Genomic DNA, 14743 nt, shown 5'->3' with positions numbered 1-14743 from the left:
GAAACGTCCGCATGGCATCCAGATCCTCCCGCCCCGTCGAGCCGCCGCAGCGGCAGCGCAACGCGCTCGCACCCGGCATCCTGGGGGCCGCCGCCCTCGTGGCCGGCATCCCGCTCATCGGCGGGGAGTTCGCGATCGTGATCTCGTTCATCGCGGCGATCCTGGCTTTGATCATCGCGTGGTTCGCGATCCAGGCGCGACAGTGGTGGTGGGCCGTCCCGATGGCGGCGATCGCGGTGCTGTGGAACCCGGTGTATCCGTTCTCGCTCGACCAGCCGGTCTGGCTGGCCGCCCACGTCATCGGCGCAGCGACGTTCATCGCCGCCGGCACCCTCGTGTGGGTGCCCCGCGCGCAGGCCGCCCGATGACCGGAACCGGAATCGTCTGGGCCCGCGTCGAGGACGGCTTCCACGTCGGGAGCCGCACCGGCGAGTTCGTCGGCTACATCGACCGCCAGCCCGACGGGCGGTATCTCGCCTACGACTCCCGGTCCGCCTGCGCCGGGGCCTTCGTCGAGCTGACCGCGGCCATGCGCGCGCTCGCTGCCCGCGCGACTCCCGACACCCCCGACGAGACGCCGCCCATCGAACTCCGGGAGATCCGATGACCTCGACCTCCGACGACCTGCTGTCGGTCCTCTACACCAGCAACGCACGCACCCCGTTCGGCGACGACGATCTCGCCGAGCTCCTGGCGCAGAGCCGCGCATCGAACGCGGCGCGAGACCTGACCGGGATGCTGCTGTACCGCGGCGGCCGGTTCGTCCAGGTGCTCGAGGGCCCCGAGCGGACGGTGCGCGAGCTCCTCGCCACGATCGACCGGGACCCACGTCACTTCGACATGCGGGTGCTCATCGAGCAACCCATCGCCCAGCGCGAGTTCCGCGAGTGGACGATGGGCTATCAGCCGATTGCGGAGACGACCGGCGACGCCCCCGCGGGGTTCCGCGACACCTTCGACGACCTCGAGGGCTCGGACGACCCGAGTGCGACGTTGCGCGCCGCCCGAGAGCTGAGCCTGTGGTTCCGTGTGCGATCGTCCCGGCCGCCGCGGGACACGGCGGCCGGGTCGTAGTCACTCGCCGCGGCCGGTCGCGTCCTGCAGACGGTCGATCTGCTCCGAGGCCTCGGCCTTGGTGAGGTTGCCGGGGAGTTCCTCGCCGGCCTCGCGAGCGAGGGTGTCGAGGTAGCTCCGCTGCGGCCCCGTCATGGGCTCGTCGCCGGTGACCCAGTTCTCGGGATCCTTCACGGGCGACCCCTGGCCACCGCCGTCGGTTCCGCCCAGCGTGTCGGCGCTGTCCGGGGTGTCGGCGCTGCCGAGGCTGTCGGCTGCAAACGCGGCCGAGGCGGGCGGGGTCGGGGCCGACGGCTCACCGGGCGCCGGCGCGGTCGGTTCCGTGGGTACGGGGACGGTCGGTTCGGCGGGCGCCGGGAAAGTCGGCTCGTCGGGAGTGGGGATGCTCTGGTCGGTCATGCCTCGACGCTATGCCGACCGTCCCGAGAAGCCGAGGCACTTGCGCGTTCCGCGAAAAGCCCTCAACGAGAGAACCCGGCCCGGTGACGCCGTTCGGGCAGCGTCCCCGTGGCCGGGTGTTCTTCGATCTTCGGCGACGCACCGCAAGGAATGCGCAACGCGCCTACCGAGCAACCTCAAGGAATCCGCAAGATCGGAGCTCAGGTGCGGCGCGCGGGGGCGGAGATGCGGATCACGGAGGAGTCGTCGCTCTCACCCAGGCCCTGGGCCTGCGCGAGCAGGTAGCTCTGCTCGGCGGCCGCCGCCAGCGGCGCCGGGAGGCCCGCGCGCCGCGCCGCGGCCCCGACGATCCCCATGTCCTTGACGAAGATGTCGAGGCGGCTGAGCACCTCGGCGCCCTCGTCGTCCCAGGCCTGCAGCATGCGCGGGCCGCGGTTTCCGAGCATGAACGACGCCGCGGCGCCCGCCTGCAGCGCCTCCAGCGTCCGGTCGAGGTCGAGCCCGAGCCGGTCGGCGAGCGCGAGCGCTTCGGCGGCGGCCGCGATGTGCACGCCGCACAGCAGCTGGTTGACGGTCTTCAGCGCCTGACCATCACCCGCCCGCTCCCCGACGATCGTGAGGGTCGACGCGAGCACCTCCAGGACGGGCCTCGCGACGGCGAGGGCGGCGGGGTGCGCCCCGACGACGATCAGCAGATCGCCCTCCCTCGCCCGGGCCGGACCACCGCTCAGCGGGGCGTCGACGAGACCGATGCCCCGTTGCGCGAGCGAGACCGCGACATCCGCGACGCCCTCGGTTCCGACGGTGCTCGTGAGGACGACGACCGCCCCCTCCGCGAGAGAGTCGGCGATGCCGGCATCCCCGAACAGGACATCCGCGAGCTGCGCGGAGTCACGCACCGCCACCAGGACGACCTGCGCGCCCGTGGCGGCCTCGGCGGCGGAACCAGCAGGGGCGATCCCGGACTCGGCGGCCAGCCCGAGCCGGGCGGGGGCGATGTCGAAGCCGCGGACGGTGAAGGTCTCTGCGAGACGCTCGGCCATCGGCAGGCCCATCGCCCCCAGTCCCAGGACGGCGACGCTCGGGTTCTCGTTCATTCCTGCGGTTCTCCTCGGTCTCGAGCGGGATGTGCGGGGGTCAGGGAGAGCCGTTCGACCGCGGCGGTCAGCGAACCGTCGTCGCCGACGTTCCCGGCGAAGACGATGTAGGGGATTCCGGATGCCGGGCCGTCGGCGGCCTCCCAGACCGACACGATCCCGGGGAAGAGCGAGCCGCGCACGCGGGCTCGGCGGATCTCGAGCCCCCGCGTGGCCACGTCGGACGAGGTGATGCCGCCCTTCGCGATGACGAAGCGGGGCGTGACCCCCGCGACGACCCCGCGGACGACCTCGACGACGGCTTCCGAGACGCGGCGCGAGATGTCGAGGCTCTCGTCGGGGTCGTCGGTTCGCACGAGGGTCCGGCTCGTATGGAGCACGACGTCGCCGCGCAGCAGAGCCGTCGCGATGGTCGCCCCGGCTCGATCGAGCTCGGCGGCGCGCTGCGCGGGATCGAGCAGCCGCGGCACGTCGAGCTCGACGACGGCTTCGAGGGGACGGTGACGAACGAGGTCCGCGAGCTGACGGCTCGTCAGGCCGACGTGCGACCCCACGACGACCAGCCCGCCGCGCGCCGCGCGATCGACGCCGAGCTCGGCGACATCGACGGGCGGCCGCCGTCGCTGACCGATGCGCGCGCGTACGAACGGCGGCCCCACCCGGTAGACGAACGAGCGGCCCTCCGCCTCGACCGCTTCGAGCCCGAGGGCCAGCTCCACGAGGTCCTCCTCCACGACGGCGTCGACGACGATCGGCGCACCAGCCGGTGCGGCGCGCAGCACGGCGGCGACCGCGGCGACTCCCGCCCGGAGGTGGTCGACGGTCACCTCGACGACATCGGCGGCGGCGATCGCGCCGTCGGTCTTCTCCGCCACCCAGTCCGCAAGCCGCGACGAGCGGAAGCCGAACGTGGAGTCACGGGCGAACTCCGTCTCGCCGATCGGGGTGAAGCCCTCGTCCGACAGGATGCCGTGCACACCGCGCACCGTGACGCGTCCGGCATCCGGGAAGGCGGGCACCACGACGACGTTCGTCGGCGCAGGCGAGCCCGACCGAGCGATCTCGTGGGCGATCGTGTCCGGTTCGAGAGGGAAATGCCCGCGGAGCGTCGAGTCGCTGCGGCTGACGAAATCGACGCGGACGCCGGCGGTCTCGGCCGCCGCGAGAGCCGCGCGCACGACCTCGCGGTTGATGCGCTCGGCGTCGGCCGGCGCGAGGCTGCGCGAATTGGTCAGCACGTATACCGCGGGTGCCCCCGATGACAGCGCCCAGGCGAGGTCGGCGACATCCCACGCCCCGAGGACGGGCAGATCGGCGACGGACTGCGTCCCGGTCGGGTCGTCGTCGAGGACGACGAAGACGCGCCCGCTCTCGGCCACTCGGGCCGCGAGGAGTCCCAGGTCGGGTCGCGACGCCTCCGGCAGGTCGGGCAGAGGGGCGGTGAGCGCCATGGGATCTCCTCGTCGTCGAGCGAGTCGGGCAGCTGTCAGATGTATGACAGCATGCAGCACCGGCATCCTCGCCGTCAACCGGCACTCGCCGCGTCGCGGGGGTTGCATCCGCGCCCGCCGGAACCGCACGCTGGCATGAGATGGTTGCCCGACCGCAGGAACGAGAGGAGACAGGCATGTCTGAGATCGAGCGCGAGCACGGCCCTGAGGTTCCCGTAGCGGATGCCGAGGAGCAGAAGCAGCCGACGACCGACGCCGGCGCGGCGCCGGAGATCCCCGCACCGTCGACCGAGGCCGACGAGGCCGACGTCTGGGAGCAGAGCCACGAGGTACCCCTCGACGACGACGAGCCGGATTCGGCGTGAGCCCGGCTCAGCCGGCCACGTAGCGGCGGAAGTCGTCGAGCGTCTGCTGCAGGTGGTGATCCATCGCCGCCCGTGCGGCATCCGGATCGCGCGTGCGCAACGCGTCGACGATGCCCCGGTGCTCCGCGATCGCGTGCTCCTGGATCTCGGGCACCCGCGACGTCTGCGCGCGTCGCTCGGCGAGCACCTCGGTGAGGGGTGCGAGGAGAACGCCGAGGAACAGATTGCCCGAGGCGCCGAGGATCCCGGCGTGGAAGCGCAGGTCGGCGTCTACGAAGCGATCGACGTCTCCCGCGGCCGCGGCCGCGACCATCTCGTCGACGCACGCCGCGCACTCCCCCAAGGCGGCGTCGTCGATGAGGGGCGCGGCCAGGGCCGCCGCCTCGCATTCGATGACCCGACGCGTCGAGATGAGCTGCTCCGCCACCAGGGTGTCGTCGCCGTGCGCCGCCCGGAACCGGAGCGCGTCGGAAACGGACCGCCACTCCTCGACCGGCGCGACCCGTGACCCCACACCCGAGACCACGCGGACGATGCCGCGAGCCGACAGAGTGCGCAGCGCCTCGCGCACCGTCACCCGGCTGACGTCGAACTCCGCACCGATCTCGGCCTCGGTCGGCAGGGCGCCGCCCGGCTCGAACCGACCGGCGATGATGCCGTCGAGCAGATCGTCGGCCACGGTGTTGACGAGCGACTTGCGGCGACTCATCGCCCCGCTCCACGATGCTCGACGGCCGCCCAGCCGTTCTCGAGCACGGCGAACCCGGCGTCGAGCGTCGCCTCGGGATCGTCGCTCTCGTTGACCATCGTCTGGATCTGGAGCACGAACCTCGCGAACGCCCGGACGTGGGGGTCGGGCCGCTCCTCACCGAGCTCGGCCGCCACCGCCTCGGCGAGCGCATCCTCGTGCCGCAGCCACATACGCGCGGCATAGTCCCGCAGCGCGGGCGTGGCATTGAGGAACTCCATGAAACGGCGGGCCACGTCGTCGCCGTGCTCTGCCGCGCCCGAGCGGATCTCCCGCTCGTAGTAGGCGCGGATGGCGCCGGCGATCGAGGTCCCGGCGGGACGCTCACGCACCGCCGCGACGAGACGCTCGCGCTGCTCGTCGTCCTCGTCGAAGACCAGTGCCTCCTTCTGACTGAAGTGCGCGAAGACGGTCGTCGGCGAGACGTCGGCGGCGTCGGCGATCTCGCGGATGCTGACGTCGTCGAACCCCCGCTCGAGGAACATCACCGTCGCGACATCCGAGATCCGTTTGCGCGTGGCCGCCTTCTTGCGCTCGCGGCGCCCCAGCGGCGCGGTCTCGGTCATGACGTCGATCTTAGGGCGCGTGCGACAAAACCTGTATTGACACCGAACCTGGTATCGGTACAGTTTCGGTATGACTCCAGGTTTTTCGCACTCACGTCTCGCCGGCGCCGACCGCCGCTGGGTGATGCTGATCGTGCTCACTACTCTCACGACGGCAGGCATGACCGTCGTCCTGCCCGTTCTCCCGTTCGTGGTGCTGCGATACGTCTCGGCCGAGGGCGAGCTCGCGCTGTGGGTCGGCGCGCTCGAGGCCGTCAACGGGCTGTGCGCCTTCATCGCGGCGCCCTTCCTCGGGCGCCTCTCCGATCGCTTCGGGCGCCGCCCGGTGATCATCGTCGCGTCGTTCGGGGCCGCTCTGAGCATGGTCCTGTTCGGCGTCGGAGGCGCCCTGTGGGTGCTGCTCCTCGCGCGCGTCATCCAGGGCGCCACGGCCGGCGACCTTCCCGCACTATTCGCCTACCTCGCCGACATCACCCCGCCCGAGAAGCGCGCCCAGCGATTCGGACTGCTCGGCGCGCTGTCGGGGATCGGCACGATGGTCGGCCCCGCGCTCGGCGGCCTGCTCGCCGCGATCGACCTCGCCCTTCCGGTCTTCGTCACCGCCGGGATCTCGTTCCTTATCGCGACACTCAGCGTCTTCCTCTTGCCCGAGAGTCTCGACCGCAAGAACCGCATCACCGCGATCGCCGTGTCGGATCTCAACCCGTTCGCCGTGTTCCGCCGCGCCTTCGTCCGGCCGGAGCTGCGCGCGCTGCTCATCGCCTTCGCGCTCCTCGCCCTGCCGTTCGGCTTCTTCGTCAACAACTTCAGCGTTCTCGCGCTCGACTCCATCGGCTGGGGGCCGACGGCGATCGGACTGCTGATCGCCGTCGTCGGGGTGATCGACATCCTCGTCCAGGGCATCCTGCTCGGCTACCTGCTGCCGCGGATGGGTGAACGCGGCGTCATCGTGGCCGGCATCGCCGCTCAGACAGCCGGCCTCATCGCCCTGGCCGTCGTCGCAGCACTCGTCGCCCAGCCGTGGCTGTTCGTCCTGGGCGCGCTCGCGCTCGCTGCCGGACAGGGTGCGGCGCAGGCGACTCTCGACGGCGTCATGTCCAACGCGGTCGGCGCCGACGAGCAGGGCTGGCTCGGCGGGGTCACCCAGTCGCTCACCGCGGCGATGGGCACGATCGCCCCGATCCTCGCGGGCGTCCTCTACGCGGGCGTCGCGCACGCGGCCCCGTACGCTCTCGGCGCCGCGCTCATGGTCATCGCCGCGGTGACCGTACGGCGCGCGCGGATCGTCGACGCCGCGGCGCACCGCGCCTCACCCGACGGCGACCCGGCCGGCGTCGGGGTCGCAGCCGCGCCCGCGTCTGCGCCTCGCGCTTGAGCGTCGAGACGCGGCCGTCCTCGCCCGCTGACACGCGGCGATCGTCCGCCACTGTTGCCGCGATTCACCACGCCGATATCGCTCGCGTCGCTGCAATTGTGCGGGCCCGCGTCGAGACCGAGCATTACGCCTCTCCCCCGCGCGCGTCCAGCCCTTTTGCTCGGAGATTCGGAACCGACAGTGTGGGACCGTGCGATTGACAGACGAGCTCGGCGCCTGGGCGGCGCGACAGCGGTGGTATGCCGGCAAGAGCCACCGACCGCGATTCCGCATCCTCGACGCGCAGCCCGCATCCGGCGGGGCGACGCGCTACCTCCTGATGGACGACGCCGGCGCGCTGCCGACGCTCTACAACGTGCCGCTCGCCCGGATCTCGGCGCCGGCCGACGGCGACGACGTGGTCGCCCGCGACGGAGACGACTACCTCGTCGACGCGACGCGGGACACCGGGTTCACCGTCGGCACCCTGGCCGAGATGGGCGTCGACGTGACGCGCGTCACCGGATCTCGTGTGCTCACCGGCGAGCAGTCGAACACCTCGATCGTCTATGACGTCGACGGCGAGCCGACGATCATCCTGAAGCTCTTCCGCACGCTCCACCACGGCGAGAACCCCGACGTGACCGTGCAGCGCGTGCTGAGCGACGCCGGCTCACCGTTCGTCCCGCGGTTCTTCGGCAGCCTCGACGCCGAATGGCCCGACATCGGACGCGACTCGGGGGCGGCCCGCGGCACCCTCGGCTTCGCCCAGGAGTTCCTCCGGGGCGTCCGCGACGGGTGGGCCGTGGCCCTCGAGGCGGCTCGTGAGAACCGCGACTTCACCGACGCTGCCCGTGATCTCGGCATCGCCGTCGCCGGTGTGCACGGTGCGCTCGGCGACGCCCTCGACACGACGGAGGCAGCGGCCGAGCAGGTCGAGGCGACGGGGGCGGCGTGGCGCCGCCGGCTGTCGATCGCGGCGAACGAGGTGCCTGCCGTCGCCGACCGCGTCGAGGCCATCGGGGCGCTGTACGACGCGGCGCTCGCGCGCCCATGGCCGCACCTCCAGCGCATCCACGGCGACCTGCACCTCGGTCAGGTGCTGGCTGTGCCCGCCGGAGGATGGCGCATCGTCGACTTCGAGGGCGAGCCGCTGCGGCCGATGGCCGAGCGCGCCATCCCCGACCTGCCTCCGCGCGACGTCGCCGGGATGCTGCGTTCGTTCGACTACGCCGGCGCGGTGGGCGACGGCCCCGACCCGATGGGATGGGCGTCGGCCTGCCGCGACGCCTTCGTCGAGTCGTACGCCGCCGCCCCCGGCGCGATCGATCTCGACCCGGTGCTGCTGCGCGCCCTCGTGCTCGACAAAGCGGTGTACGAGTCCATCTACGAAGCACGCAATCGCCCGGACTGGCTGCCCGTGCCTCTCGCCGGCATCGACGCCGCCCTGGCCTGAACCCGGGCTCCGGCCCGGCGCCCGGCGCCCGGCGCCCCGAGCCCGCGCCGAGTGCTCGTTGCCGATACATTCGTCGGACGGGCGATGCCGGTGTCCACCGGACGCGCCGCCAAGACGACACCAGCACCGCCGGTCCGACAGATGTATCGCGGCCTCAGTCCTCGAGAGGCTCGGGCGCGCGCAGCACCAGGAACGTCGCCCCGTAGCCCGGCAGCGAGACGCTGAAGCTCTGCAGGTCGTCGACGCGCCCGATCGTCTCCCCCGACGCGGCGTCGTAGACCTCGCTGCGGGGGACGAGCTGCTCAGAGCGCACGGTGCCCTCCGTCGGCTCGGGCGAGAAGTTCAGCACCGTCACCTGCATGGCGGCGTCCGCGTGGGGGTCACCCTCGTCGAGCCGGTGCACGAGCACGAGCATCCCGGCATGGGCGACCTCGGGGATGTCGACCTGCGAGGCCGTCGCGATGCCGTACTCGCGGCGCAGATCGAGGATGCCCGACAGCCGCGAGGCGAACGACTCCGGGTCGTCGAGCTGCGCGGGCAGCGCGCCGTACAGAGCCCGGCCACGCGGCATCCCCGAGGCCGACCGCGTCGCGGTGGGGTCGGCATCGAGCAGATCGTGCGCGCCCCGTTCGATCCAGCGGGTGTCCCCCGCGCCCAGCAGGTCGGCGACCTCGTCGGCGGGAACCGTCAGCATGCCGACGAGATCCCAGCCCGACAGAGCGAAGACCCCGGGCTGCCAGGCGTTGTAGGCGCACAGCAGCAGGTGGGCGTCACGGATGCCGGGAACGTCGGCGTCGGTGATGTCGTCGAGGCGCGCGATGCCGCGGGATGCCGCGATGAGCGAGGTCGTCGTGCACGCGATGCCGTTCTGCGTGAAGACGCGGTTGTAGTCGGCCGTCCCCGTGAGGTGCTCGGTGAGATCGGCTCGGATCTCCTCCGCGAGCTCGCTGCCCGTGATGTCGCGCCCGCGGAAGCGGTACTCGTCGTCGCCGTGCCGCGTCGCCCAGTGCACGAGCTCGTAGGTGAGCTCGTCGTGGTTCTGCATCCCGTGCACGAGCTGCACCGGCGCGACGCCGAGCTCGAGCGACGAGGTCAGCGCGAGACGGAGGAATTCGGTCTGCCCGGTCGCCAGGGCGTGGTGGTAGCCCGGGCGTCCGATGAAGTCGTAGGACAGGTCGGCGCCGACCGCCCCCGTGTCGCGGATGTCCTCGATCGTCAGGTTCAGCTCCTGGAAGGTGAAGCCGCCGACCTTGCGGACCATGCCCGCGATGATGTGGTTCGCGGCGTGCGAGAGGGGATGCCCCTCCGACCAGGCGGGAAGACCCTCCGCGCTCTTCTCGACCCCGAGGAAGCCGTTGGCGTCGAGACGCAGCGCGCTGGTGCCGAGCTCGCCGAGCGAGTGCAGCGCGTCTCCGATCACCAGGCGCATCCCCGCGAACGTCGGGTCGAGCCAGTTGATCGACGGCTGGCCCTGCTTGAAGTAGTGCAGGTAGACCCAGCGCCGCGTCGCACCGTCGGGACCGATGACGGGCGCCGTGGCGCTCCAGTTCGTCTCCTTCACCCCGGGGGTGTAGAAGATGACGCGCTGCATGGCCCCGATGATGTAGCCGCGCTCGGCGAGCTCGTGCTCGTTCGCGGGGTCGAGGTTGACGCTGTCGTATCCCTCGGGGACATCGGGCAGCAGGTGCCAGTCCTCCGGCGGGATCTCGACCATGTGGTAGATCCCCGGGTAGTCCTTGAAGCCCATCTCGGCCAGGCGGAAGTCCGCCCCCTTGCCGGTGTGGCCGGGAACGATGTCGTCGATCACGCTGCCGCCGTGCGCGTCGGCGACGTCGCACAGCGTCCGGAACTCCTCCTCGGTGCCGAAGGCCGGGTCGATCGACGTGCTGATGCGGTCGAAGTGACCGTCGACGCTGGGCGTCTCGCGCCAATCGGTGATGCCGCCGGCGCGCTTGACCGGCCCGGTGTGGATCGCGGTGATGCCGATGCGTTCGAACACCGACCACAGGGCGTCGTCGCCGAGGGCGGCGAGGAACGACTGCCCGGGGCGCGTGATGAGCGAGATCGGGTACGCCGTGAACCAGACGTCCGTCGTCGAGATCGCGCGGCGCGCGTCGGGGCGGGCGTACGGATTGCGCCACATCGCGGGCTGTCCCGACAGCTGGCGCGCGAGCACGTCGGCGTCCTTGAGCATCGACTGCCGCACGAGCCACTCGACGTACGAGGGGTTGCTGCCGTTCGCCGTCCGCGGGTCGGTCATGTTGCGGCGGACGCTGCCGCCGCGGAACTGGTCGCGCGGACGCAGTCGCCGCGGGCGGGCCGGGTAGCGCTGCTCGTCGTAACTGATCTCGGGCACCTCGAGATCTGTCTCGTCGCCGTCGGTGCCCGCCGCCCCCGGAAGGGTGATCGGGGCGGTGTACAGGTCCTCCGGCTGTTCGTCGTCGCGCGCCATGCCTCAACGCTAGGGGCGGCGCGGATCCGGCGGAAAGGGCTGGTGCCCGGGCAGGGGAACCATTATGGGGACAGTGCAGCTTCCTGGTAAACCGTCGTAGGTTCTCTCCGCGACGGCATCCGTGCGCCGGCAACGCGCCGAAGCGAGAAGCAGACCCCGATCATGACGACGAGCACGCCGACCTCGCCGCCTGGGCGCGCATCTCACACGGACGCCGCGAGATCGCGGGCTGGAAACCCCTCGACCGGGTCCTTTACGCCTCTTAGGGGCTGCACGCGGGTGGGACGACACCGCGTCCGCGGGCACGACGCGTGAGGATCAACCGGCGCATCCCTGCTCCTCAAGCCAAGCGCGCGCTTCATCGTGGGCAATGGATGCCGCCACCGGCTGATCCGGATCGATGCTCTGCTCGTCGTAGTTGCGTCCCGTCCGGTCGACGTACGCACTCTCGGTGAGCACGAGCGTGGCGCCGTCGTAGAGCGTGGCACTCACGTTCGCGGAGCTGTATCCCGCGCTCGGCACTCCGAACGTGCGGACGCCGTCGAGCCCGCGGAACGATGCGAGAACGGCTTCCCCGCTGGAAGCCGTTCTGTCGTCCTGCAGAACAGCGAGCGGCACGCCCGTCAGCTTCGCACGGTCGCCGACGTCCACGAAGACGCTTTCGCCCAGCGCGGCCCCGTTCGGCCGCACCGAGACGACGGCGTCACCGCCATGACGGTCGCGGAACGACAGTGCCGGCCCATCGGGAATCAGGGAGGCCACCCCCGAGAGCATCGGATACATGTTGCCGCCGACATTGCCGCGCAGATCGATGATCCACCCGCACGTGCCCGCTGCCGCATGATCGATCCCGTCGGCGACGGTCGTCGCGTATGCATCCTGGTCGCTCGCATCCGGGGAGATCATCTCGGGGAGCACAACCGTGGTGATGCCGCCCTGCGAGCTCACCGTCGGCACAGGTGCGGACGCGACCTCGTCGGCTGACGACGCGTCGCCCGGGGGGATGAAGCGCGAGTGCGGCCCGCCGGCGACCGCGACCGCTTCCCCGAGAGCGGGATAGAGGTCGGCGTAGGTCGAGGCATGGGCTCCGGCCTCGAGGAGGGCGGCACGGGCCGCTGGCCACTCGGCACTATCGGTGTGATAACCGCGATCGAGCCGCTCGACGGCGATCTCCGCGTATTTCTGCACCGAGGGCGGAACCAGGTAGACGCCGAATCGGGGGCCGTAGACATCGATCGCGACGACACCGACGGCTGTCACAGCCGCAATCGCCCCCACCGCGACGGTCGCCCCGATCACGCGCCGCCTCCGACGACGAGTCTTCTCATGGGGGCTTGCTGCTGTCGTGGTTCGCGATCGTGGCACCCTTCGATCTTCTCGAGGCGCACCCGGCACGCACATCACTACGGCGATGTAGTTGCCCGGGCGAGGGTCATCCTCGAGAGGGACATGTCAGTCGGTGACGGCCAGCACCACCTCGGCGACGGCATACGCAAGGCCGACGGTGCTCGCCCATACAGCGAGCGCGAGCGCGCTCACGATCAGCAGCCCACGCACGATGTCCACGACGTCTCGGGGAGGCTCATCGCGGGTGTCGGCTGGGTGCTGCGGGGAGAAGGAGTCGAGCTGCGTCATGGGTGCGCCTGTTCGTCGGTGAGTGATCGTCACCCACGAGACGCCGCGTCACGCGTTTCATGACGTGATCCCGCCGGTCGGATCGGGCAGGTCGGCTCCTCGGTTCGACCGCCAGCCGAGGCGAAAGGATGACCGGCAGGTCCTGGCTGCGCTCGCCGCCGACCGGTAGAACGGATGCCGCACCGTGCGACCCCGGAAGGCGAACGCCACATGATCGATCGAGACACACTCGCCGCGTTCCTGAGGATGCGGCGCGAGGCGCTGCAGCCCGCGGACGTCGGACTGCTGCGCGGCCAGCGTCGCCGCACTCCGGGGCTGCGACGCGAGGAGGTCGCCGCGCTCTGCAACATGTCGACGGACTACTACGCCCGACTCGAGCGCGGTACCGGCCCCCGCCCGTCGGAACAGATGCTCGCCGCGATCGCGCAGGGGCTGCACCTGACACTCGGCGAGCGCGACCACCTCTTCCGCCTCGCCGGGCACGCGCCGCCCGCTCGCGGTCCCGCCAGCGATCACGTCAGCCCCGGGCTGCTGCGCATCCTCGACCGGTTGCACGACACCCCCGCCGAGATCGTCACGGAACTCGGCGAGACCCTGAGGCAGACGCCGCTGAGCGTGGCACTCGTCGGTGACGCGACCCGCTACACCGGAGATGCCCGCAGCCTCGGCTACCGCTGGTTCACCGACCCGTCCGCACGCGCGACGTACGACGAGGCCGAGCACGCGGTCCTGTCTCGGGTGTACGCGGGCGGTCTTCGCGAGATCGTGGCCCTGCGCGGCCCGTCGTCACGCGCGGCCGCGCTGGCGGCGTCGCTCAGAGAACGCAGCACGGAGTTCCGCGCTCTGTGGGACGCGCAGCAGGTCGGTATCGCTCCGCCCGAGGTCAAGCGGTTCCGCCATCCGGAAGTCGGCGCGCTCGAGCTGCAGTGCCAGACCCTCCTCGACCCCGACCAGTCGCACCGCCTGCTCGTCTACACGGCGGTGCCGGGGAGCGAAAGCCACGACAAGCTTCAACTGCTGTCCGTCATCGGCGCCGAAGCCGGCCGAGGGGTGACCTGACGATCAGTGGATGAGTCAGCTCTGGCTGCCGCCGGGCACCGCGATCAGCATGGGACGAGCGGGCCACCCCGGTTCGCGTGAACGATGGAGGAACCATGACCCGCGGCACCGCTCCCCTCTCCGACCTGCGTGAACGCCTCGCCGTCGTCACCGGCGCGACCGACGGCATCGGCCGGGTGATCGCGACGCGACTGGCGGCCGCGGGGGCGACGGTCGTCCTGCCGGCACGGTCGCCCGCGAAAGCCGAGGCCGCCCTCGACGGCATCCGCCGCGCGGTGCCCGGCGCCCACGTCACGACGCGGCCGCTCGATCTCGCCTCGCTCGACTCGGTCGCCGCGTTCACCCGGGACCTCGCGACGACGGGCCGCCCCGTCAACCTGCTCGTCAACAACGCCGGTGTCATGACCCCCGGGTCACGACAGCCGACCGCGGACGGCTTCGAACTGCAATGGGGCGTCAACCACCTCGGCCACGTGGCCCTCACTCTGGGCCTGCTGCCGTTGCTCCGCGCCGGCGAAGGACGCGTGACGCACCAGACGAGCGTGGCGGCCCGCTCGGGCGGACTGAACTGGGACGACCTCGACTGGCGGCGCAGCTACGACGATATGGCCGCGTACCGGCAGTCGAAGATCGCCGTCGCCCTCTTCGCCCGCGAGCTCGACGCGCGCAGCCGCGCCGGCGGATGGGGCGTGTCGAGCAACATCGCGCATCCCGGCGTCAGCCCGACGAACCTGCTCGCGGCGCAGCCCGGAATGGGCCGAGCGAAGGCGTCGCCGGGCCGGGCGCTGATCGTCGCGCTCTCGCGCGTCGGGCTCGCCGGAACCGTGCCGAGCGCCGCCGAGCCCGCCCTTCTCGCGGCCGCCGGCCCCGACTCCCGCGGCGACGAGTTCTACGGCCCGCGTCGCGTCATCGCGGGTGCCCCGCGTCGCCAGGAGTTCTGGGCGCCGTTCCGCGACCTCACGGACGGACCGCGCCTCTGGGACGCCTCCCTCGAGATGATCGGCGACCGCTTCACGGCCTGAGCGGAGCGGGAGCCGGCCGGCACGTTACCGCGCGAGACACAGCACACACGCACGCGGGCGCGGCG

16 protein-coding genes are annotated in these 14743 nt (G+C 71.6%); 8 read left to right on the top strand and 8 right to left on the bottom strand.

Translation table 11 applies throughout. The annotated features are described in order from the left end of the window. The first annotated feature begins 11 nt into the window (after positions 1-11). From MTS1_RS11170 to MTS1_RS11160, 3 genes are read left to right on the top strand one after another with little or no spacing between them, the layout of a single operon-like run. Positions 12-368: a DUF6804 family protein gene (locus MTS1_RS11170; RefSeq protein WP_023953879.1), complete on the top strand. Its 357-nt coding sequence runs from the start codon at positions 12-14 to the stop codon at positions 366-368. Then, positions 365-607, top strand: a complete 243-nt coding sequence (locus MTS1_RS11165; RefSeq protein WP_023953876.1) for a hypothetical protein — start codon at positions 365-367, stop codon at positions 605-607. Before MTS1_RS11170 ends, MTS1_RS11165 begins: the two co-directional genes overlap by 4 nt. Then, complete coding sequence (locus MTS1_RS11160; protein WP_023953875.1) at positions 604-1074, top strand: BLUF domain-containing protein; 471 nt, start codon at positions 604-606, stop codon at positions 1072-1074. Before MTS1_RS11165 ends, MTS1_RS11160 begins: the two co-directional genes overlap by 4 nt. Here MTS1_RS11160 and MTS1_RS16840 read toward each other — a convergent pair whose 3' ends face one another. The 3 genes from MTS1_RS16840 to MTS1_RS11145 form a co-directional block, all read right to left on the bottom strand. Continuing rightward, complete coding sequence (locus tag MTS1_RS16840; protein ID WP_036305609.1) at positions 1075-1284, bottom strand: DUF3072 domain-containing protein; 210 nt, start codon at positions 1282-1284, stop codon at positions 1075-1077. A 389-nt stretch (positions 1285-1673) separates the two neighbouring features. Further along, the gene (locus tag MTS1_RS11150) at positions 1674-2570 is read right to left on the bottom strand and encodes an NAD(P)-dependent oxidoreductase (RefSeq protein ID WP_023953871.1); all 897 of its coding nucleotides are present in this window, start codon (positions 2568-2570) and stop codon (positions 1674-1676) included. Continuing rightward, positions 2567-4021, bottom strand: a complete 1455-nt coding sequence (locus MTS1_RS11145; protein ID WP_023953869.1) for a four-carbon acid sugar kinase family protein — start codon at positions 4019-4021, stop codon at positions 2567-2569. Before MTS1_RS11145 ends, MTS1_RS11150 begins: the two co-directional genes overlap by 4 nt. Positions 4022-4197: 176 nt before the next feature. Here MTS1_RS11145 and MTS1_RS11140 point away from each other — a divergent pair, with 176 nt between their 5' ends. Next, complete coding sequence (locus tag MTS1_RS11140; protein WP_023953867.1) at positions 4198-4386, top strand: hypothetical protein; 189 nt, start codon at positions 4198-4200, stop codon at positions 4384-4386. A 7-nt stretch (positions 4387-4393) separates the two neighbouring features. Here MTS1_RS11140 and MTS1_RS11135 read toward each other — a convergent pair whose 3' ends face one another. Both MTS1_RS11135 and MTS1_RS11130 read right to left on the bottom strand, forming a co-directional pair. Continuing rightward, positions 4394-5095, bottom strand: a complete 702-nt coding sequence (locus tag MTS1_RS11135) for a FadR/GntR family transcriptional regulator (protein ID WP_023953865.1) — start codon at positions 5093-5095, stop codon at positions 4394-4396. Further along, a complete protein-coding gene (locus MTS1_RS11130) occupies positions 5092-5700 on the bottom strand; it encodes a TetR/AcrR family transcriptional regulator (RefSeq protein WP_023953863.1) in 609 nt (202 codons plus the stop codon). Before MTS1_RS11130 ends, MTS1_RS11135 begins: the two co-directional genes overlap by 4 nt. 70 nt (positions 5701-5770) lie before the next feature. Here MTS1_RS11130 and MTS1_RS11125 point away from each other — a divergent pair, with 70 nt between their 5' ends. After that, entirely contained in the window at positions 5771-7075 is a 1305-nt protein-coding gene (locus tag MTS1_RS11125) for an MFS transporter (RefSeq protein ID WP_233494922.1), read from the top strand. A gap of 190 nt (positions 7076-7265) precedes the next feature. Beyond that, entirely contained in the window at positions 7266-8510 is a 1245-nt protein-coding gene (locus tag MTS1_RS11120; protein WP_023953859.1) for a phosphotransferase, read from the top strand. 154 nt (positions 8511-8664) lie between these two features. Here the strand turns inward: MTS1_RS11120 and treS are convergent, their stop codons facing one another. The 3 genes from treS to MTS1_RS11105 all read right to left on the bottom strand — a co-directional run bounded on the left by treS (position 8665) and on the right by MTS1_RS11105 (position 12597). Beyond that, on the bottom strand, positions 8665-10962 hold the full coding sequence (treS, locus tag MTS1_RS11115) for a maltose alpha-D-glucosyltransferase (RefSeq protein ID WP_023953856.1): 2298 nt from the start codon (positions 10960-10962) through the stop codon (positions 8665-8667). Between the two features lie 318 nt (positions 10963-11280). Then, positions 11281-12261, bottom strand: coding sequence for a S41 family peptidase (locus MTS1_RS11110; RefSeq protein ID WP_023953854.1), 981 nt, complete (start codon positions 12259-12261; stop codon positions 11281-11283). Between the two features lie 153 nt (positions 12262-12414). Then, on the bottom strand, positions 12415-12597 hold the full coding sequence (locus MTS1_RS11105; protein WP_023953852.1) for a hypothetical protein: 183 nt from the start codon (positions 12595-12597) through the stop codon (positions 12415-12417). A gap of 210 nt (positions 12598-12807) precedes the next feature. Here MTS1_RS11105 and MTS1_RS11100 point away from each other — a divergent pair, with 210 nt between their 5' ends. Further along, positions 12808-13656: a helix-turn-helix transcriptional regulator gene (locus tag MTS1_RS11100; RefSeq protein ID WP_036304768.1), complete on the top strand. Its 849-nt coding sequence runs from the start codon at positions 12808-12810 to the stop codon at positions 13654-13656. A 95-nt stretch (positions 13657-13751) separates the two neighbouring features. Then, a complete protein-coding gene (locus MTS1_RS11095; protein ID WP_023953848.1) occupies positions 13752-14678 on the top strand; it encodes an SDR family oxidoreductase in 927 nt (308 codons plus the stop codon). Positions 14679-14743 lie beyond the last annotated feature (65 nt).

This window comes from Microbacterium sp. TS-1 (assembly GCF_000509385.1).
In the GTDB taxonomy this organism is placed as follows: domain Bacteria; phylum Actinomycetota; class Actinomycetes; order Actinomycetales; family Microbacteriaceae; genus Microbacterium; species Microbacterium arborescens.
This window is presented reverse-complemented; position numbering and strand designations above follow the sequence as displayed.

What these genes read in the sequence shown, in the direction of transcription:
- MTS1_RS11170 (WP_023953879.1), top strand. Translation starts at nt 12, where the DNA reads ATGGCATCCAGATCCTCCCGCCCCGTCGAGCCGCCGCAGCGGCAGCGC.
- MTS1_RS11130 (WP_023953863.1), bottom strand. Translation starts at nt 5,700, where the DNA reads ATGACCGAGACCGCGCCGCTGGGGCGCCGCGAGCGCAAGAAGGCGGCC.
- MTS1_RS11100 (WP_036304768.1), top strand. Translation starts at nt 12,808, where the DNA reads ATGATCGATCGAGACACACTCGCCGCGTTCCTGAGGATGCGGCGCGAG.
- MTS1_RS11095 (WP_023953848.1), top strand. Translation starts at nt 13,752, where the DNA reads ATGACCCGCGGCACCGCTCCCCTCTCCGACCTGCGTGAACGCCTCGCC.
- MTS1_RS11125 (WP_233494922.1), top strand. Translation starts at nt 5,771, where the DNA reads ATGACTCCAGGTTTTTCGCACTCACGTCTCGCCGGCGCCGACCGCCGC.
- MTS1_RS11140 (WP_023953867.1), top strand. Translation starts at nt 4,198, where the DNA reads ATGTCTGAGATCGAGCGCGAGCACGGCCCTGAGGTTCCCGTAGCGGAT.
- MTS1_RS11165 (WP_023953876.1), top strand. Translation starts at nt 365, where the DNA reads ATGACCGGAACCGGAATCGTCTGGGCCCGCGTCGAGGACGGCTTCCAC.
- MTS1_RS11150 (WP_023953871.1), bottom strand. Translation starts at nt 2,570, where the DNA reads ATGAACGAGAACCCGAGCGTCGCCGTCCTGGGACTGGGGGCGATGGGC.
- MTS1_RS11145 (WP_023953869.1), bottom strand. Translation starts at nt 4,021, where the DNA reads ATGGCGCTCACCGCCCCTCTGCCCGACCTGCCGGAGGCGTCGCGACCC.
- MTS1_RS11135 (WP_023953865.1), bottom strand. Translation starts at nt 5,095, where the DNA reads ATGAGTCGCCGCAAGTCGCTCGTCAACACCGTGGCCGACGATCTGCTC.
- MTS1_RS11160 (WP_023953875.1), top strand. Translation starts at nt 604, where the DNA reads ATGACCTCGACCTCCGACGACCTGCTGTCGGTCCTCTACACCAGCAAC.
- MTS1_RS11105 (WP_023953852.1), bottom strand. Translation starts at nt 12,597, where the DNA reads ATGACGCAGCTCGACTCCTTCTCCCCGCAGCACCCAGCCGACACCCGC.
- treS (WP_023953856.1), bottom strand. Translation starts at nt 10,962, where the DNA reads ATGGCGCGCGACGACGAACAGCCGGAGGACCTGTACACCGCCCCGATC.